We start from the raw sequence: 19,616 nt of genomic DNA, 5'->3' as shown, positions 1-19,616 counted from the left end.
TTCTATTCGTTAACGTTTATAAATTCGATTTCCTTTGCCGGAGTGCTGTCATCCATAATAGGGGGATTGCCAGCTGCCTTGTATTTCTGATAGGCATCGTAGATTTCTTCCTGTTCTTGCCGATACGGAGGAATGTCGTCATGAAGTTTTTGGAAGTGGTCTATCATGAACTTATATTTTCCGTTGCTGAATTTTCCCCAGGCATCAGTGTTCCATCCAATAGGGAGAAGCGTGTAGATACAGTCGATGATACATTGTTGAGCCTCTTTATTGCCCGGTTCAAAAACGCCTGTGTTTTTGGATTGATCAAATTGGATATAGGTTTTATTGGCTTTCCCGAAATTACCGGGGGCTTTGATTGAGAATTTGATAAAGGTGCTGTACGTATTCTTGGGGATAATATATGATTCGGCAACAGTTACCGGCATGCTATATAGAGAGTCTGCCGGAGCTGTCGTGCAATAGAACGTACGGTCCGTATTTGTGGAAAGTCCCATTACAACGACTTCAATGGAATCGGTGATTTCGGTTGTTTTATTTAAATAGTCGCTGTCAGTAAAGCTGCATCTTATTGTCGGAACATTTTCCACTTTATAGTCATTGTTGAAATTCAGTCGTGCTCCGGATACGTATTCTTCTACCTCTTCTTTTTGGCAGGCGGAGAATATAAAGAGCAGTGAAAATATAAGCGATATATTTCGTTTCATGGCTGTATGGTTAATTGTTGTTTCCAAATATATGTTCATTGTCAGGGATTGCAGGAGTGTAGTATTGCGGGAGCATGCCGCCGGCAGGACATCCTGTAAATACTTTATAATTCAGTCGTTTGTAGAAATAGAATAATTGTCCTTCGCCGTAGTATTCCTTGTTGTATTCCTTCATGATTTCATTAATGCGCTTGGTTTGGGTATTGTCACATCCCGGACGTGAATCCAATTGGTCGAATGCATCGTCACCGACCAAATCAACGTCTGCCGGAATTCCCCTGTTTGCCCGGACTGTATTCAGCCAGTCTGCCGCTTCCGTCGGGTCGGTGGCACACTCTGCAAGAATGTAGTACATTTCCGGAAGACGGATCAGCGGCATGGAATTCTTGCCCCCACTCCGTAACGGATCGTCGTAGCCTTGCTGGTCAAATTTCCTGGATACTTTGACTGTATTGACCAATTCGAAAGAATTGTTGTTTAGACGGAAATCGGTGGCACCTCCATTTTCAAATTCATAAAGTTTGTCAAGGGTTTCCGGTTTTTCAGACATGTTGGATGATGAGATGTTCTTGAAATCTTCGTCTACAATTTTATCCAACTCGTCAATGTAGAGGTTGAAGATATGTTCCTGGAACAATATGCGGTTGGAATTACTTCCGGCAAGACTGAAATAGCCTGAGTTGATAACGTCAGATGCATAGTTGTAGGCCCGGGATTTGCTGTCGGCATCTCCTTTGTACAGGTATGCACGGGCCAATATGGCATAGACAGCATAGATATTCATACGGGTTTGGCGATAGACCATGAACGGGTCTCTTATCTCATTGCCATAGTCACTGCTGAATTCTTTCGGGTCATGTTCTTCCAACAGTTTTTCAGCTTCATGCAAATCTGCTATTACCAAATCAATGAATTGAGATGCAGGCAATAACGGGGTGGCTTCTGCATCCAGACGGGTACGGTATGCCAGACATTTTGTTTCCGGACTTTGTGAATATATCGGTCCGAATAAGCGCAACAGTTCAAAATGCAGGAATCCGCGTAACCCCAGAGCTTCGCCCTTCATTACCTCATAGTAATCTGGAGTCTTGATTACATCCCGGTTGGCATCAATGTAGTAAAGAAAATTATTGATATTGGCAATGACTTTGTATATCATGCTATAATAGTTCTCTACGATCGTTTTGTATGAGCCGCTGTAATTATATAGTTCATTATCTATTATCATTTTGTTTTCGTAGCGTTGGGCCAGGAATTCCATGAAGTTGTATGTGAACTGCTTGCCATACAATGAGGGATCGCCTAATTTCAAGTAAAAACCGGTGAGTACGTCCTTGAACCCATACTCATGTGCATATAAATCTTCCTCATTGATAGAGGTCTTGGGTGGTACATCCAGCCAGTTTGAGCAGGACGTGAAAAAGAATAATAAGCTGATGACCGGAGTCAATATCAATATTTTTTTCATGATTCTATTCATTAAAATGCAACATTCAAAGAAAATGAGAACTGACGGGCAAACGGATAATCCAGACCGCGTTCACGTTTTACGGAAGAAATATAGGCAACATCCTCCATGTTGAGGCTCATGCTCAATGCACTCATCTTCATCTTTTTCAAGAAAGGATGGGAGGCGGGGAAACGGTAGCTCAGAGCAATAGAACTGAACTGAAACGTGTTGTCATCCATGACAAAGCGTGAGGTCGCTTTTGTTTCAGAGCCTTTTACGGCATTGGTAAGGGCTTTGTATTTTACGACATCTCCCGGTTTTTGCCAGCGTAAATCCAATACGCGTCTGTCCGCATTATAACGCAAGTCTGCATTCTCGACTTTAGATACCAGAGTATTGTTATAGACTTGTCCGCCAAATCGATAGTTGAATCCGACACTGACACCGAAGCCTTTATAGTTGAATGTGGAGTAGATGTTTCCCTGCAATTTGGGCTCGGTGTTGCCGTAAGGAATGACATCTACGGCATCCCATACGCCGGTCAGTTCTCCTGTGATACGTTTCTGGAATACTTCCTGGCCGGTTGCCGGGTCGATGCCTAATGATTTGACAACCCAGATGTTGTTTAATGACTGGCCTTCTTCGTAGCGGGGCAGTGGGGTTGCATCCAATTTCCCGGCATTGACACTGTTCATGTATTCCAAAGCATTTGAAATCTTTGTCATTTTGTCACGGTTGTGCGAGCCGTTAAAGTTGATTATCCAATAGGCTTCACGGGAAGCGTCTTTGTAGGGGATGAATGATGCTGCAAACTCAACGCCTTTGTTCTCAATTGTTCCCAGATTTTCCGGTATTGATGAGAAACCGAGAGATGGTGCCAATGTTATATCGGTCAGGGAGTTTTTGGTGCGTTTCTGATAGTATTCGACTTTTGCAGTGATTCTGTTGTTTAAGAATCCAGCTTCCAGGGCAACGTTCAACTGTCCGGTCTGTTGCCATTTAAGGTTGGAATTACCCAGGGCAACAAGTTCTGCGCCTGTCCCGTCGGATGAAATATAAGGTTTCAGCATGGAGTATGTGTATACTTGTTGGGCCTGGTAAGGGGCAAAACCTTGTGTTCCGGTGATACCGTAAGAGGCACGTGCAATCAGGTCGCTTATCCAGGATACTTTTTTTACCGAATTTTCTTTCTTGATATCCCAACGTACACCTGCCGACCAGAACGGAGCAAAACGGTTATGTTTGCCGAATTGGGAGGAACCGTCTGCACGGATATTGAAGTCAACGGAATATTTGTAACGGAATGAGTAGCCGAAAGCTCCGACAAAACCTATTGAACGGCTAGTGTTTTCGCTTCCGGTCATCTTTTCATTGTATTTTTTACCGAAAAGGATGTTGTCCATTTGGTCGTTGGGGAAACCGGTTACGGTTGCACCGTACCAATCGTTCGATGTCTGGTCTATGGAATAACGGGCATTAAAACTTACAAAATGATCTGCTGCTATTACGTCATTGTATGATGCAGATATGTTTATATTGTAATTGAAAGATTCGTCTTGCTGACGGATGAATTCTCCGCGGCGCATGGGATCTGCCTCAGAAATAAATTTGGTGTGTTGTGCAGGACGGAATATTTCTGTCTTTCCGTTGCTTTTGGCGATGGCAACATCAGCCTGCAGGCGTACGGATGAAATAGGATTGTATTCCAAATAGAACTGGTCGCGTACAGTAAACGAGGAATTCCTGTCTTTAGAGTTGAAAGTGGTGTTGTACATGGGGTTCGGTATGGGGTCTGTATTCCAGTATTCTTTGGGATCTTGCCATACTTGCAGGTTCTTCTTGATTTCTCCGTTTTCTCCATAAGGACGCAAATAGGGATTCAAACGGGTGTATTCGCTGAATGAGCCCCATGGAGAATTGTCTCCGGTTGCATTATCCAGGGTGATGTTGTTGCGTATTAACAATTTGTTGAAGCGATAGCTCAGGTCTAAAGCTGCCGTTTGTGTCTTGCGGGTTGATTCCTTCATAACGCCTGGAGTGAAGTTGCCGCCGACATACAATTTGTAGCGCAGTGCCCTGTCTCCTCCTTCAAGGGTTACGGCATGGCGGTGCTGTACGGCATTTCTTAAAGGAATATCCAGCCAGTCTGTATTTACCCCTCGTCTGACTTCCCTGAGATATTGCTGATAAATCTGTACGTATGAGTAATCGCTGTCTTCAGGATAATAACCTGCCATCTTTTCAACTCTCAGTTTTTCTTCTGCATTTAATAAATCATATCCTGATAAATCGGGTAGTTCCAAACGGATATTACCGGCATAGGTGATTCGTAAGTCTCCGGGCAGGGGAGCTTTGGTTTCAATGACTATGACGCCATTGGCAGCCTTGGAACCGTAAATGGCTGTTGCTGCTGCGTCTTTTAAAAGCGTAATGCTTTCTACGCGTTCCGGGTCCAAATCGACCATTGTTTGCAAATCGATTTCAAAACCATCCAAAATCAATAGCGGTTGATTGGGATAAGTGGAATAATCTCCTTGTAGCATGACCATGTCGGTGCTTACACTGCCGCTTCCGACTCCTGTCGGCAGAGTCGCCTGACCGCGCATACGTAAGTCAGGAAGGCGGTTGGGGTCAGAACCTTGTGAGATATTTTCTATGATACGGAAGCTGGGATCTATGATTGACAGAGCTTTGGCCATGTTGGTGGTGCTGAATTTCTTTAAATCCTCTCCTTTGACAGAAACTGCAGAACCGGTAAATCCTTCTTTTTTGCGGTTAAACATACCGGTTACAACCACAGCATCCATTTCAACGGTTTCCTCTTCCATTTTAATGGTAATCTCTTTTTGACCGGCATAGGTAAATTCCTGTGATTTCATACCGATAAAGGAGAATTGCAGTATAATGCCTTGGGTGTTTGGTATTTCAAATTTAAATGTTCCGTCCGCGCCTGTTGAAGTCCCCAGTGTAGTCCCTTTTACGATAACAGTGACACCCGGAAGGGGATTGCCCTTGGAATCAACAACTTTACCCTGTACAACTTTGGCTTGTTCCGCTGTCTTTTGTTGCGCAGGGGCTTTTTTCAGCAGAATGGTTTTCTCTGTAATCTCGTAAGAGAGACCGGTGCCTGCCAGTAAGGTGTTGAGGACTTCTTCTATGGAAGCATCATGAAAGTTCAAGTCTTTCACTCCTGTTTGGGGCAAATCCCAGTCGCTGTATACGAAACTGAACTCTGACTGACGACCGATTTCATTGATGATGTCTTTGAAACTGCCGTTTTTCACCTCTAGGTTTAATTTGACCTGTTGCGAATAAACGTTGGCATTAGCTTGTAATGTCAACAAAAACAAGAAAATAAAAAATGTCTTCATTACCAGATAATGAATGATTTTCCTACACCCCGGATAAGGGTATAAAGATTTTTTTTTCATAATTTTGTATTTAAGATTCAACTTACGTTCATCCGCTGTTGCGAGCAGCTATGAACATTTATCTATGGGGATGGTACTGCGAATACCGTCCCTGTTTTATTTTACAATAATGGTGTCCCCTTTTATGTCAAAATGTACTCTTCCGGTTTTTTGCATTAATTCCAAAACTCCGTCAATTTTCTCATACTTCCGGATATTGAGGGTGAATGGAATCTGCTTGCTTTGGCTGTTGGTATAGAATACTTCAAATGAATACCAGCGTTTCAAGTCGCGTAATATTTCTTCCAAAGGGCAGTTGTCATATAACATTTTACCGTTTTTCCAACCTGTATATAATTCCGTATTTACCTGTTTGATGGCGATGTCTTTTGAATTTTTATCATAAACAGCCTGGTGGGATGGAGTCAGACGGACTTTACCATGCGTACCTTGCACTTCTACGCTACCGGATACCAGCGTTGTGAAAATGGAAGTCTCTTCTTGGTATGACCGAACCCCGAAAGATGTTCCTAACACTTTGACGTCTATCCCATCTGTGCGTATGATAAACGGTTTTGATGCATTACTTGTCACCTCCAAATAGGCTTCGCCGCTCAATTCCACGATACGTTTGTCCCCGGAAAACCGGGCCGGGAATTTTAATTTCGTTTCGGCGTTCAGCCATACTTTCGTGCCGTCCGACAGGATGAGGTGATATTCTCCACCTTGTGGTACCCATATTACATTATTTTGACAGACAGTCTGTTTTTGATGGTTACTGTCTATGGCATATATGTGCAAATGACCGATGGAATCCTGCTGTATCAGATTACCTTCCGAAGTAGTGATATATCTGTGCGTCTGCTCGGTTAAGGATATTTTCTCTCCGTTAGCCAATGTCAGAATGGCTTTTGAAGAGCCGGCTTCCCCAAATGTTGGTGTTAGAGTTGTCGGTTCCGTCCGTGAGTATTCCATAATTAAGATACTTCCAATCATTGCTATTACTACAGCGGCTGCTCCTGTCAGCCACCATACCTTTCTCTTAAAACGTTGGAGGTATATTTGTTTATAGAGGCGATTGTGTACTGAGTCCTGCATCTGTTTGACCAAGTCTTCTTCTGTCATTTCAATGCATGCATATAATTTGAGCATCTTTCGGTAGTAGGCCTGATGAGTCGCATCAGCATTCAGCCAATCAATCAGTTCTCTTTGTTGCGAAGAAGTCAGTTCTCCCCTGCGAAACAGAAGTATATATTCGTCTATGAGCTCTTGTAACAACATAAATCCGATAGTTTCTTTGTAAATAGAAACAGATGATTTTAGAAAATGGGTGACAGTTTGTAAAAATTATTTTAATTTTTTGTGATAATATCATTTTCTCACATCTCTTTTATTTATCTTCAATATAATCTCATGACAAATGCCGATCAAAAATGTGCTTTTGCCTTCTTTGAGGGAAAGCGAAATATTGTCCATAACATATCCGTAGACGGTTAATGGATAGTACCGATGGTGGGGATAATTATTTCAAAAGCAGGTACAGGAAAAGACTGAAATTATCCGTGTAGCGTTCTCTAAGTTGCCGGATGGCCCTACGGAGCAATGTTTTGACGGTATTGATGGAGATGCCGAGGTAGTCGGCAACTTCCTGATACTTTTCTTTTTTGTAGAATATGGCTTTTACAATTTCACGGGTTTGGGGAGGCATGTTTTCGATGTCCTGTCTGATTTGTGTGAATATTTGTTCATTGAATTCGGAGTATTCCTCATCTTCAATTGTAATATTATGCAGTTCTGCACTGCTGCGGAGGACGTCTTTCTTTTCCCAGAAATTGATGCAGGCGTTTTTGATAGCCCGCAATAGCCAAGGTCTGGCTTCATCGATAGGAACTCTCAGATAGGCTTCGGACTTCCAGAAATTATAAAACACCTCCTGCACAATGTCTTCTGTATCGCTCTTTGAATTTACAAAAGTTAAAGCATACAGTAACATCGGTTGTGAGTATTTGTTATATAACAGATCAAATAACTTTATATCCATACCATTGTGGTGCAAAAATTTTTGCAATATTCACAATTATTTTTTATTTCTCCAAGGTCACACTCGTACACCGGATTTGTCCTCCCAAAGGAGGATTCATTTTCGAAATCTTGATTTTAGCATACTGCAATTGAGGGAAAGCCGCATATAAGGCATCGAGCATTCGTTTCCCTACATGTTCCAGCAAATGAGACCGTTTCATCATTTCACGGGCAATAATCTCATAAGCTGTCTGATAACTTAAAGCATCAGCGATATCATCTGTGGAAGCCGGACAATGGCAATTATAATGTAAACAAGCATAAACCATAAATTTATTTCCTACAATTTGTTCCGCTTCAAAACAACCATGATAGGCAAAGAACTCCATGCCTTCAATTTCAATTATTCCAGTCATTTCAATTCCATTTAATCCAGTCAATTTCCTATCCGTATTACACAATAAAATACTTCACATAACCTAACTCCAGCCTATAAAAATCACGTTCGGCTCAACAAGCCTTCCGCTTCTTTTACCTCCCACATAAAAAAATAATACAAACAAAAATAAATCTATTTTCTATTTTGTTCAAAAGTAGAAAAAAGAAAATTCACTTCCTATTGAATTCCTGACCAAAATCAAAATCCACCGAAACCTTTCCAGAAATTCGCGTACATAATATCTCTCAACTATTCAGTGTAAATTAAAAAGAAATTATTCCATTATACAATGCAGCCCTATTCTTTACAGAAATATTCCGATTAAAATAATCCGAAAGACACGGAAAACATCATCAGAATATAAAAATGAAAGGGCCGGTGAACCGACCCTTAAACATTTACTAACTACTAACCTAAACCATACAAACTTATGAAAAACAATCTTTTTTAAAGACGGTGCAAAGGTAAGGACATTTCAAACAAATACAACAACCAAACAACAAATTAATGTTAATTATTTTGTTAATATATAGTTAAAATGCATGTATATAAAATCAGAATCGATACAAAGGTTTCCGGCCTGCATAAATATGTGATATTCTGCCATTTTCAAAACAGACAAAAAAATTATTTTCTGTTTTTTCTAAAATATTTTGCCAATATAAAAAATTCATCTACATTTGTACCCGCAATCAGATAAGATCGCACGGGCGCTTAGCTCAGTTGGTTCAGAGCATCTGGTTTACACCCAGAGGGTCGGGGGTTCGAATCCCTCAGCGCCCACAAAAGGAAGTCAAAAAAGGCTTCCTTTTTTATGTCCCAAATTTTCCCGGGGGGGGGACCACGGTCATTTTTCCGGATAATCCAAAGGGCGGGTGATCCAATCGATATTTTTCCAACGGGAGAGTTCCTGTACCAGATCGAAGCCGGAACGGTAAAAATCGATGACCATTTTTTCAGGATTAGGATAATTCAAAGCATCCTCCAACGTAAAGAAGAACTCCTGTTTTTCCGGTTTAAAGAAAGCTTTATCGGGCCGTAAAAATTTATCGTTACCTTGAAGATCTTTCACAAACGGATAAGGCATTCCATAAAAAGCCGGTTTCGGAAAATTCGGATCACCGGGCCAAAATCCACATTCATAGCATTTTTCATCAAAAGCATATTGCATCACCTTATCCTCTCTGCCCCAAGGTGCGGCCTCGCCGCTATACACCAGACACGACAAATCCATCGTACCGAAATAATAAGCCGGACAAGTCACTTTTCCCCGGAAAGGGGCGAGAAAACGATTCAAGGCCCGATCGGCAAAAAGCATATTATCCAGCCACAACAACACTGCTTCCTTCTGATACGACCGATGTTTCCCGTCTTTATCCAGATCGACAGGATCATAAAATTCCTGTGATTTCACATCGATTCTGGCCGGCACATCGATTTGTTTCAATGCCGCCATAAACTGCCGGTAATAGTCTCCGACACTCTTCCCGTCCTCCAAGGCCACCTTTTCGGTTTTTCCGTTGTAATTCCGGAAGACCACCTGATCTTCGCGGAAATCGAAATTAATTTCAAAAGGCACAGGTGCCTCAGGAACGATTCCCGTCGAAATCCCGTCCAGGGTGAGATATTGCCTGATATGCGCCCATTCTGGCCGTTTCGCCCGATACAGCAATTTCACTTTACCACTCATTTGCAACAACATATGTAAAGTATCGGCTGTATCTTGCCAGTCTGTATAATTCAAAAAGTCCATGGCTTATATATCATCTGTCAGTGAGTTTATCGTTACCCCGAAAAAATGGTTCTGTATTTAATACAATTTAACAGGACCATGGTAAGGGAAGAAACTTTCCTCCGAAAAAATCCGTTATACCGGGATAACGATTGTAGGGCAAAGCCAGTGACATTAAATTCAGGACACAATGAAATACTATTTTATATTTTGCTTGTACCTTATTTTTATTTTACCCTTATCCGCCCAGGAAAGAAAAGAACGTCCGCAATTCAAACTCGGAGGAGCCTTAAGGTTCAATTATAACTTTTCGGATTGGAACTCAGGACATCGCGACCGGGGAGGCGATCTGGGTTACGATGTGTTTATGCTTCGTCCGACAGCCTCTTACAAAGGTTTTCTGCTGGATGCCGATTGCCGGTTTTACAGTACGGCTTTCGGTGGATTTATGCTCAAATACGGTTGGATCGGGTATCGGTTTTCTGAAAAAAATCACCTCGAAATCGGTTTGACTAAAGTGCCTTTCGGACTCCAACCCGGAAGTGGTAACAACTTTTTCCTCCAAATCTCCTATTATGTCGGTCTCGAAGACGATGCCGATATGGGGGTTAAATTCGTTCATTCCGACGAACATTGGAAATATGCCTTAGCTTTTTTCAAAAATGCCGATGAACTGTTGTTCGGAGCAAATTCCGAGACTTCCGACGATCGTTATGGTTACGATGTGGCCGGCAGGAACAAAGAAATCAACCAACTCAACGCACAACTGATCTACAAATACGGCAATCAGGTCGAACACCAGGTCGGATGCTCCGCCGAATTCGGCCAACTCTACAACATCGATACCCGAAGTAACGGTTCCCATTTCGCCTTTGCCCTACACTACATGTTCGACTGGCACCGCCTAAATTTCAAAGCCCAGGTATCTACTTATGCCATGTACCCCAAAAATGCTCCCGGAGAAGACCGGAATCTGGTCGTAATGACGGCTTACGGAGCTCCTTATCTGGTTGCTGCCAAAGCCAACATATACACCCTGAGTATTTCCCATACCTTCCCGATCGGTTGGAAATGGCTCGGCAACATCATGATGTACCATGATGTCGGCATTATCCAAAAATGGCATACCGATTTCAACAATAGTTTTCAAAATGTATACGGTTTTTTACTGAACATGGGTCCGGTTCAGACCTATATCGATTATGCGATGGGCAAACACCAGGCTTGGATCGGACCGGACCGGGACGCTTTCGGACCCGGAATCGGAAGCAATTCCTGGCATGCCCGTTTTAATATAAACATCGGTTATTATTTCTAAATCTGCCTCTGCTATGATTCTGGAACTATTTCAACTTTACGCCGATCGGTGGCAATTCTTTTTAAAGCTCACCCTGCAACATCTGGAAATCTCATTGATAGCCATCGTCGCTGCCTTGTGTATCGGCTTGAGCCTGGGAATTCTGATCAGCAGTTACCGTCGTTCGAGTAGCCTGGTTTTGGGACTGACAAACTTCATGTACACCATCCCTTCCATCGCATTATTCGGTTTTCTGATTCCCTTCTCAGGCATCGGAGACACGACAGCCATTTTTGTCCTGACCGTCTATGCTTTACTCCCGATGGTCCGCAACACCTATACCGGTATCACCGGCATCGACCGGGAGATCATCGAAGCCGCCCGCGGGATGGGAAGTACCCCGTTTCAGATTCTTTATAAAATCCAGATTCCGCTTGCCTTTCCGGTGATCCTCTCCGGTCTTCGGAATATGGTGGTGATGACTATCGCACTTGCCGGCATTGCTGCTTTTATCGGAGCGGGAGGATTAGGCGTCGCCATCTACCGGGGCATCACGACCAACAATGGGGTGCTCACCGTGGCCGGCAGCCTTCTGATCGCCGTTTTAGCCCTACTCACCGATTGGGGTATAGGCTGTTACGAAACCCACATCAAAAAGAAACGCAAACTGATATGACCATGAAAAGAGATTTACTGCTACTCCCCCTGCTCGCCTTTTTTCTCCTGACAACAGCTTGCAAAGACAGGAAAAATACGATCCGTATCGCCACCAAACCGATGACCGAACAGTTCATTCTGGGAGAAATGCTAAAACTATTGATCGAACAAGATACCGGTCTCGCGGTAGAAATCACCAAAGGGATAGGAGGCGGTACCAGCAATATCCATCCGGCTATGTTAAAAGGTGAATTCGATATCTACCCCGAATATACCGGGACGGGTTGGCTCGTGGTATTGAAAAAAGACAGTTTACTACCTCCGGACACCCTATACGAGACTTTGAAAAAAGAATACGAACAAAAATTCCATTTAAAATGGCTGAGTCCGTATGGATTCGACAACACCTACAGTCTGGCGGTCGGCGAACCTTTGGCTAAGAAATACGACCTGACCCGGTTCTCCGACTTAGCGCGCTATCCCGACCAATTTATTTTCGGAGCGGAATACGATTTTTTCGAAATTCACGAAGGCTACGAAGCCCTCTGTCAGTATTACGACCTGAAATTCAAAAAGACCCGCGATATGGATATCGGATTAAAATACGAAGCCATTAAATCGGGGAAAGTCGACGTAATGAATATCTTTACCACAGACGGGCAACTGAATGGAGCCAACCTCACTGTATTGAAAGACGATAAAAACTTTTTTCCTTCCTACTATTGTACCACCGTCATCCGTGAAGAGACTTTAAAGGCACATCCCGAATTAGAACAAACGCTGGAAAAAATGAAAGGAATATTGACGAACGCCGAAATGGCCGAACTGAACTACGAGGTCGATATTGCCGGCCGACCGGAACAAACCGTCGCTGCCGATTTTCTGAAAAAGAAAGGATTATTGAGATAGCATGAATGATATCATACGTTTCGAACAAGTGACGAAAGCTTACGGGGATCAGGTGATTCTGAAAGCATTCGATCTGAAGATCCGCAAAGGTGAATTTCTGACTGTCATCGGTAGCTCCGGAAGCGGAAAGACTACGATGCTCAAGCTTATCAACGGATTATCGGCCCCGACTCAGGGCAAAATATATATCGACGGGAAAGACATATCGCAAGAAAACCAAACTCTTCTACGCCGCAATATCGGCTATGTCATCCAGGGAATCGGACTGTTTCCTCACATGACTGTCCGGAAAAATATCGCTTATGTACCGAGCCTGCTTAACCAGCACGACAAAGAACGTACCTGCAAAGCTGTAGAACGACTCATCGGAGTCGTCGGTCTGGAACAGGAAATGCTCGACCGTTATCCCTCGGAACTCTCCGGAGGACAACGCCAACGAGTAGGAATTGCACGCGCCCTGGCCGCCAATCCTGACATCCTGCTCATGGACGAACCGTTCGGAGCCGTCGACGAAATCACCCGAAAAATGTTGCAGGCCGAAATTACCCGTATTCACCGCGAACTGGGAGTCACCATCGTTTTTATCACACACGATATCCGGGAAGCACTGACACTCGGAACCCGTATCATAGTTATGAAAGACGGGCACATCGAACAAGACGGAACACCGGAAGAAATCTGTAAACACCCCGAAACCGAATTCGTAAAACAACTGATCATGGATTGAGATGAGCTTACTTTTTTTTATAGAGAACAAAATTTATTCATCCAAATAAATATATATTTGCTACATGAAACCGATGCGACTTATTTATATCTACCACAGTGGCTTTATTATTGAAAGCAAAGAATTTGCCATTTTGATCGATTATTATCGGGATACCCCGGAGTTTTATGTACACCGGCACTTTTTGAAACGCCCCGGAAGGCTGTATATTCTGTCTTCCCATGCCCACCCGGACCATTTCAACCCGGAAATACTCTCCTGGAAACCGGAAAGACCGGACATCCGGTATATCCTGTCCGAAGATATCCGCGACAGCCAAAAGGCGTGTTTTCACGATGCCATTTTCCTAAAAAAAGGAGAAGAATGGAACGATGATCTATTAAAAATCAAAGCCTTCGGTTCTACCGACATCGGCATTTCTTTTCTGCTCGATGTCGCAGATAAGCGCATTTTTCATGCCGGCGACCTGAACAACTGGCATTGGGAGGAGGAATCCACCCCAGAAGAAATCAGAGAAGCCGCAAACTTTTATCATCAGGAACTGGAAACTCTGGCCCGGGAAACCGACTATGTCGATTTAGCCCTTTTTCCTGTCGATCCGCGTTTAGGCAAGGATTACACCCGGGGAGGCCGGGAATTTGTCGACCGGATCCGTACCCTGCAATTCGCTCCTATGCACTTTTGGGAAAAATACGAAAAAGCGAATGCTTTCCGGGAGTATGTCGAAAAGCGTGGCGGAAGATTTCTGACGATCGGAAAACCAGGAGAAGAAAAAACGATAAACTAATTTAATTTTACACAATGGAAATAAAAGGAAGATTCGATCATTTCAATTTCAATGTACTGGATTTAGAAAAAAGTATCCGGTTTTATGAAAAAGCTTTGGGATTGAAAGAAGTACGGAGGAAAACCGCCTCCGACGGTTCTTTTATCCTCGTCTATATGGGAGACGGGGAAACGCCTTTCACCCTCGAATTGACCTGGCTGCGCGATCGGAAAGAACCTTACGATCTGGGAGAAGGAGAGTATCACCTTTGCCTGCGTGTCCCGGGAGATTATGATAAAGTGAGAGCATTCCACAAAGAAATGGGATGTGTATGCTACGAAAATACCGACATGGGACTCTATTTTATCTGCGATCCCGATGGATATTGGATCGAAATATTACCTCTATAGGTATCGAAACAGAACACACTTCACCCGGATTTCCGAAAATTTGATGAAATCCGGATACTAATTATGCAAAGGCTCCCGACGATTACAACGTCATTTTCCACTTTTTCGTGTTTAAATTCAGAAGGAGAAATATACTTGTTGTTAAATTTTAGCGTGTGACGTCAAAAAAATTACCGGATATTTGTTATTCGAAAATATTTCCTTTAGTTTTGTTTTTGTTATGAAGATCGAAAGGCAACATATTATTCTGAATTACCGGACTGTTTGTCAGCCGGAGGATCGGATTTTGTCTGTTTCGTTCTCTGCTGTTTCTATTATTACTACCACTACAACAACAACTATTACCCCTATGGGGGTTTAAGTTGTCATATCACCAATCTGTATATCCGTATATTATTCCGGCCGAGGCTGCCGGAGGTTGGCTTTTCAGGATTCTAATCTAAAGTTTATCGTTTAAAAATTTCAAAAGGTATGTTAGTCATGAAATTCAAGGGTGCTGTCCTTCAGAATCAGGAAACCCTGGCAGAAATTAAAAATAGAATAAAAGAGCAGAATTGTTGTAGTATTGTAGTGGTATCGGCTTTAAAGGGCGTGATGCCCCGTTTGCGGCAGTTGTATGGGTTGAGTTTGCGGAGAGGAGCAGGATTTGAAAATGAGTTCAATGAATTAAAACAGGTTCATGAACAATTGGCTTATGAGCTTTTAGCCGGACGGAAGCTCGAAGAGTATAAAGTTGAATTGCAGAAGGAATTGAACGATTTGTACGGTATTCTGCATCATGTCGGAGTATTGCGTGAATCTTCTCATTGTATGAAGGATTATATCCTGGCTAAGGGAGATATTCTGGCTTCTCTGTTGTTCAGCAAATTGTTCGATCAGGCGGAATGGCACGATTCACGTAATTTTATGCTGACGGATGGGAATTTCGGTGCTCCGGAAGTGTTGTGGGAAGAGAGTTGCCGGGCAGCCCGGCAGGAATTCAGGGGGCTTCGGGGAATGGCCGTTGTTCCGGGGTATTGCGGGAAGACCGAAGCAGGTTACACCATCTCTATGGGAAGAGTAGGGCTGTCACTTACAGCTGCAGTCCTGGAGGCTGCTTTTCAACAAGTGAAAGTGGCCTGATGCCCTATAGACGGCAGAAAAGCATTTTAAAACAATTTGTCCGGAACTCCATGAATTGAAGAAAATCCTTCTAACTTTGTGATATTTAACAGAACACAAAATCGGTTGTATGAAAAGTTATTCGTGGATTCTAATTCTGGTATTGTTCCTGAGTGGATTCTCTTCCTGTCATTCAGACGCGGAAAGATATAAAGATATTTTGCGGGAAGGTTCCTGGTATGTTTACGATATCGATTATTCTTATAAGCTGTATGATGATTTCGAGACGCCGGAATTATTCGATTTTTTCCATTATTTGCTGGATGAGAGAAACCTGTTGTTTTTGCCGGGAGATGAGCTGATGTTTTCCAAAAGAAGGATCGATGTCAATTGTCCGGACGGCGATCGGTTCGGTTACGATTATTACTACAGTGGTGATTATATCCGGATCGGCCGGGACGGTGATTATATGGATTTGTTTCCTCAGGGGGATATGAATGCTCTGACATTGACTCTCGATCGGATAGGGTTGGAGAATTTGTTGTCGTACTGGGCGCCAGTAGATGAATATTATGCTTATTTGCTGGAGGCAGCTTACCGTAATCTGTATGATTTTCACATCACTTATCATTTGCAGCGTCCTATCCCGGAGATGGCGCAGGTGATGCCGGGGATATATATCGGACCGATGTACGACGGGAATCAGCAACTGATGAATGAAGCCGCTACGGTCAATCTGTTTTGGGAGAAAGGACAGATGAATATGACCCTGGACGATAAAGTGATCCTGGAAGACGAGAATGGTCCGGGACCTCAGTTTTATGTCGATATAGCCGGGCTACAGGTCGATAAAGGACGTACGCCGGGAAGTTATGTGTTTACCGGAGAGCAATCGTTTACCGATCGCCAATACGGACCGGTGGAAGTCCGGATCAGGGAAGGGCGTTATAATGCTGCGGGGACAGTGGCTGTGTGGCTGGAGATTGTCTGGAATGAAAATGTATATGAGCTGGATTTCCAGAAAGGAGTACGGCAATGGGATTTCCAGAGTTTGAAAGTCAAATCGTCGGAAAAAACGATCATTCTGAAAAAATAATGGTTTCGGCTTTGATATGAAAGGAATTGTTTTTTGTCTTTTGGGTTTATTGATCGGGGTGGAAAGTTCCGGGCAGTTGGTCAGGCGTAAGGATTATGATCTGGCGGTGGCCCTGCAGGCCGGTGGCGGAACGTCGGTGGGAATTCCTTTCCGCGATGTCCGGATGTTTGTTGTGCCGGTCGGTGGATTGAAGATGACTATTCCTTTTACCCGGAAATGGTTTTTGGGTACGGAAGTCAATTATGCAGACCATCGGTTCGATAGCCGGTATGCCCCAGGGGAAAATACAGACCGGAAGCAGAAGGTACGGTTTCGGCTAAAGGAACTACAACTTCCGGTATATCTTAAATATATGCTGAACTGTAACCGGGCATCTTTGCTTTTCGGTGGATATGCCGGTTATTATTTTCAAAATAAATCCGGGGTATCGGGACCGGATCCGGCTGTCGCTTTAGACGATGAAACGGAGAAATGGAATGCCGGCCTGACTTTCGGCTATGAATACCGGATCGTGAAACATCTGAATGTGATGTGCCGGGTGAGTGCCGGCCTGAATGATCTGATGCATTCCAGGGGAATTTCGGGTAAGAATGTATTTCCTTTACAAGCCTGTATAACCGTTAGTTATGATATTTTCCGGGTAGGAGATTGTGGATGTGATTAAAGGGGTAAAGAATAAATGACGAACTTTAGGAAACCTTTTTCCGTAGAAAGATAAAAAAAGTTTGTTTTATGAAAGAGTTGTTATTGAAATTAGTAGCTTCTGACCGGAAACATCTGGACGGAGCTTTACTTTTCCTGCGTTTGTTTATAGGAGGAATGATGTTGAGTCATGGGTGGGCGAAATTAGCGTCCTTTTCGACTTTAAGCGCTACTTTTCCTGATCCTTTAGGCGTGGGTAGCACCTTATCGCTCCTATTGATTCTATTTGCAGAGGTGGGATGTTCGTGTTTGCTGATCTTCGGGTTAATGACCCGGTTGGCTGCTCTCCCCTTGATGTTCGGAATGCTGATGGCTTTTTTCGTTATTCATGGTGCCGATCCTTTTGCAGTGAGAGAGTTGCCTTTACTTTATCTGGGCGTGTATGTATTTTTGCTGTGGGGCGGAGCCGGCAGCTATTCCCTGGACGAATGGATCCGGCGAAGGATTATTCACCGGGAGATTGCTCGATAAGTGCCGGAACATCGGTAGTCCCGAGTTCTTCGTCTTCGACGATAAGCGTACGGGCAAAAAGCCAGTAAAGCAATAATACACAGATGACAATGACTCCGATAGTCAGCCAGATGTTATTTTTTCTTTTTTTCATGTCTTTGATTTTTTTATTTGAACGATGAAAGCTTATACTTGGTTGCTGGAAAATGACAAATCTTCATGAAAAAAAGGCAGAATTTGTGTCAAAGGCCGATGTAAACATTTTTTTTTGTTTCTGGCATAAGATTTGCCTAAGCGGAGAATGAGCAGTCCAGCTATTTTTAATAACCGTTGACTACTCCTATTTATGATCAATTTATTTAACCATTTAAAATGAGAATAGAGCCATGGGAGCAGCTGGAAACAAAAAACCGAAAGGCATGAAGAAAAAACATGAAGCCAGTTATATGGCAGAGGAAACAAATCAGGAAATCATGCCTAAAAAAGGGAAGAAAAAATAGAGAGAGGATTGAAAGAATCCGTTAACCGGATTTAAAAAGTTACCGGCAGTTCAAAAAAGATTTTTGAACTGCCGGTGTATTTTGTTATCGGAATTGAAGGTTAGTACTGTCGAAAGTGACCTGTTCATCTTCTCCTTGTTGCCAATCGTTCGCTTGTCCGCCGGGAGTGATGAAATCTTCTTTGGTACCGATTTCAATATCCTCTTCATTTCCTGTCGTCCAGTCTTCGGGAGTCAGGTCGGGATCGATATCGGTTTCCTGCTTTGTGATATCGTCCGGCGTGACGTTTTCTTTCTTGCCTTCTTCGTTCTTCACCTCCACTTCACTGACAGAAACATTGATTTTTCTGCAGGATCCGATTCGACGGATAGGTTGAGTGACACCTCGGTGTTGGGCTGGGTCGTAGCAGGCACTTCCAGCAATTGGGCAGCCAATACCTGTCCGGTTTCGTCCCGGGCAATAATATTGCATTGAATTTTCTTTTCAATTTCTCCTGTTGTATTCACGATGGTGACATTCAGGAAAATACTGTATTGCTTTCCGGTTTCGGCCGCTTTGGTGATGGCTCCGGCTTTCATCGTAACGAAGACAGTGCCTGGTTCGGTCCATTTATCGTCACCGAATCCGAACATCGTACCGACTCCGGGTACGAGGACCCCGGCATCGGAAATCTGACCGGAATAATCGGTTAGCTGCACTTTCGTGGCAGATAGAGTCCGTTTTACGCTTAAGCCGACCGTCAGGTCTTTGTCGTCGACCGTCAGAGTACTTTTAGCGAACATCACATCTCCCAAAGGAGTGTAATGGGTGGCTCCTTCTGCTTTTGTCAATTGTACAGACATGCCGGAAAGTGGCGTACCGATTATTTCGGAGGAAATATTCCCGTCTTCCGGAACATTCCCGACCAGCACAACGGTATAATTTCCTTTTTCCAATTCGATGGCTTTGAGAGCATCTGCGGAAGTGTATTTATTTACGGATACCAATTTCTGGTCTTTGTCGTACAAATAGAGGCGCAAATGAGTTAATGCAGTTTTCAGGTCATTGTCCTGAACACCGTTTATATCACTTTTCAGTGCAAAGGACACTTTGGCTTTGGTTGCTCCGGGTTCAGGTCCGGGTTCCGGATCGTCTGCGCTACCGCCTGATCCGCCGCAACTCTGCAATCCGAATGCCAGTGATAAAATCAGAAATAAATAGAATATCTTTTTCACTTTGATTCAGTTTAATGTTAACATTTA

The 19,616-nt window shown here is 43.3% G+C and carries 21 protein-coding genes and 1 tRNA gene; 12 read left to right on the top strand and 10 right to left on the bottom strand.

The window, feature by feature from the left end:
* Nucleotides 1-2 precede the first annotated feature (2 nt).
* The 6 genes from ODOSP_RS14835 to folB form a co-directional block, all read right to left on the bottom strand.
* Nucleotides 3-707, bottom strand: a complete 705-nt coding sequence (locus ODOSP_RS14835) for a DUF4843 domain-containing protein (protein WP_013613113.1) — start codon at nt 705-707, stop codon at nt 3-5.
* Between the two features lie 10 nt (nt 708-717).
* Nucleotides 718-2,175, bottom strand: coding sequence for a RagB/SusD family nutrient uptake outer membrane protein (locus ODOSP_RS14830; RefSeq protein ID WP_013613112.1), 1,458 nt, complete (start codon nt 2,173-2,175; stop codon nt 718-720).
* 11 nt (nt 2,176-2,186) lie between these two features.
* A complete protein-coding gene (locus ODOSP_RS14825) occupies nt 2,187-5,588 on the bottom strand; it encodes a SusC/RagA family TonB-linked outer membrane protein (protein WP_013613111.1) in 3,402 nt (1,133 codons plus the stop codon).
* Nucleotides 5,589-5,684: 96 nt separating this feature from the next.
* Nucleotides 5,685-6,848, bottom strand: coding sequence for a FecR family protein (locus ODOSP_RS14820; protein ID WP_013613110.1), 1,164 nt, complete (start codon nt 6,846-6,848; stop codon nt 5,685-5,687).
* 241 nt (nt 6,849-7,089) lie between these two features.
* Nucleotides 7,090-7,608 (bottom strand): RNA polymerase sigma factor, encoded by a 519-nt coding sequence (locus ODOSP_RS14815; protein ID WP_071823581.1) that lies wholly within the window; start codon nt 7,606-7,608, stop codon nt 7,090-7,092.
* Between the two features lie 43 nt (nt 7,609-7,651).
* Nucleotides 7,652-8,005, bottom strand: a complete 354-nt coding sequence (gene folB / locus ODOSP_RS14810; RefSeq protein WP_013613108.1) for a dihydroneopterin aldolase — start codon at nt 8,003-8,005, stop codon at nt 7,652-7,654.
* 731 nt (nt 8,006-8,736) lie between these two features.
* Between folB and ODOSP_RS14805 the strand changes: the two genes are divergently transcribed.
* Nucleotides 8,737-8,811: transfer RNA gene (locus tag ODOSP_RS14805), tRNA-Val, on the top strand.
* A gap of 64 nt (nt 8,812-8,875) precedes the next feature.
* Here the strand turns inward: ODOSP_RS14805 and ODOSP_RS14800 are convergent.
* On the bottom strand, nt 8,876-9,781 hold the full coding sequence (locus tag ODOSP_RS14800; protein WP_013613106.1) for a DUF5996 family protein: 906 nt from the start codon (nt 9,779-9,781) through the stop codon (nt 8,876-8,878).
* Between the two features lie 169 nt (nt 9,782-9,950).
* Here ODOSP_RS14800 and ODOSP_RS14795 point away from each other — a divergent pair, with 169 nt between their 5' ends.
* The 10 genes from ODOSP_RS14795 to ODOSP_RS14750 all read left to right on the top strand — a co-directional run bounded on the left by ODOSP_RS14795 (nt 9,951) and on the right by ODOSP_RS14750 (nt 17,896).
* Nucleotides 9,951-11,078, top strand: coding sequence for a porin (locus tag ODOSP_RS14795; RefSeq protein ID WP_013613105.1), 1,128 nt, complete (start codon nt 9,951-9,953; stop codon nt 11,076-11,078).
* Between the two features lie 13 nt (nt 11,079-11,091).
* Complete coding sequence (locus ODOSP_RS14790; protein WP_041556934.1) at nt 11,092-11,733, top strand: ABC transporter permease; 642 nt, start codon at nt 11,092-11,094, stop codon at nt 11,731-11,733.
* A gap of 2 nt (nt 11,734-11,735) precedes the next feature.
* The gene (locus ODOSP_RS14785) at nt 11,736-12,623 is read left to right on the top strand and encodes a glycine betaine ABC transporter substrate-binding protein (protein ID WP_041557494.1); all 888 of its coding nucleotides are present in this window, start codon (nt 11,736-11,738) and stop codon (nt 12,621-12,623) included.
* Between the two features lies 1 nt (nt 12,624).
* Nucleotides 12,625-13,350 (top strand): ATP-binding cassette domain-containing protein, encoded by a 726-nt coding sequence (locus tag ODOSP_RS14780; RefSeq protein WP_013613104.1) that lies wholly within the window; start codon nt 12,625-12,627, stop codon nt 13,348-13,350.
* Nucleotides 13,351-13,423: 73 nt separating this feature from the next.
* Nucleotides 13,424-14,137 (top strand): MBL fold metallo-hydrolase, encoded by a 714-nt coding sequence (locus ODOSP_RS14775; protein ID WP_041556932.1) that lies wholly within the window; start codon nt 13,424-13,426, stop codon nt 14,135-14,137.
* A gap of 14 nt (nt 14,138-14,151) precedes the next feature.
* Entirely contained in the window at nt 14,152-14,526 is a 375-nt protein-coding gene (locus tag ODOSP_RS14770; protein ID WP_013613102.1) for a VOC family protein, read from the top strand.
* A 471-nt stretch (nt 14,527-14,997) separates the two neighbouring features.
* Nucleotides 14,998-15,648 (top strand): amino acid kinase family protein, encoded by a 651-nt coding sequence (locus ODOSP_RS14765; RefSeq protein WP_013613101.1) that lies wholly within the window; start codon nt 14,998-15,000, stop codon nt 15,646-15,648.
* Between the two features lie 109 nt (nt 15,649-15,757).
* Nucleotides 15,758-16,723, top strand: coding sequence for a hypothetical protein (locus ODOSP_RS14760; RefSeq protein ID WP_013613100.1), 966 nt, complete (start codon nt 15,758-15,760; stop codon nt 16,721-16,723).
* 16 nt (nt 16,724-16,739) lie between these two features.
* Nucleotides 16,740-17,387 (top strand): porin family protein, encoded by a 648-nt coding sequence (locus tag ODOSP_RS14755; protein WP_013613099.1) that lies wholly within the window; start codon nt 16,740-16,742, stop codon nt 17,385-17,387.
* Nucleotides 17,388-17,455: 68 nt separating this feature from the next.
* Entirely contained in the window at nt 17,456-17,896 is a 441-nt protein-coding gene (locus ODOSP_RS14750; protein WP_013613098.1) for a DoxX family protein, read from the top strand.
* On the opposite strand, the gene ODOSP_RS19975 is transcribed toward ODOSP_RS14750, so the two are convergent.
* Nucleotides 17,871-18,029, bottom strand: a complete 159-nt coding sequence (locus ODOSP_RS19975; RefSeq protein ID WP_013613097.1) for a hypothetical protein — start codon at nt 18,027-18,029, stop codon at nt 17,871-17,873. The two genes, ODOSP_RS14750 and ODOSP_RS19975, sit on opposite strands and share 26 nt — an antisense overlap.
* 232 nt (nt 18,030-18,261) lie before the next feature.
* Here ODOSP_RS19975 and ODOSP_RS20545 point away from each other — a divergent pair, with 232 nt between their 5' ends.
* Nucleotides 18,262-18,375, top strand: a complete 114-nt coding sequence (locus ODOSP_RS20545) for a hypothetical protein (protein WP_013613096.1) — start codon at nt 18,262-18,264, stop codon at nt 18,373-18,375.
* Between the two features lie 84 nt (nt 18,376-18,459).
* Here the strand turns inward: ODOSP_RS20545 and ODOSP_RS14745 are convergent, their stop codons facing one another.
* Together ODOSP_RS14745 and ODOSP_RS14740 are read right to left on the bottom strand one after the other, a co-directional pair.
* Nucleotides 18,460-18,690 carry a hypothetical protein gene (locus ODOSP_RS14745; protein ID WP_013613095.1) on the bottom strand — a complete coding sequence of 77 codons (231 nt, stop codon included), beginning with the start codon at nt 18,688-18,690 and terminating at the stop codon, nt 18,460-18,462.
* Nucleotides 18,687-19,589 carry a FimB/Mfa2 family fimbrial subunit gene (locus ODOSP_RS14740; protein ID WP_013613094.1) on the bottom strand — a complete coding sequence of 301 codons (903 nt, stop codon included), beginning with the start codon at nt 19,587-19,589 and terminating at the stop codon, nt 18,687-18,689. Before ODOSP_RS14740 ends, ODOSP_RS14745 begins: the two co-directional genes overlap by 4 nt.
* Nucleotides 19,590-19,616: the final 27 nt, after the last annotated feature.

The organism is Odoribacter splanchnicus DSM 20712 (assembly GCF_000190535.1).
Taxonomy (GTDB): Bacteria; Bacteroidota; Bacteroidia; order Bacteroidales; family Marinifilaceae; genus Odoribacter; species Odoribacter splanchnicus.
The sequence above is the reverse complement of the archived record's forward strand: the minus strand, read 5'-3'. Positions and strand labels throughout refer to the sequence as shown.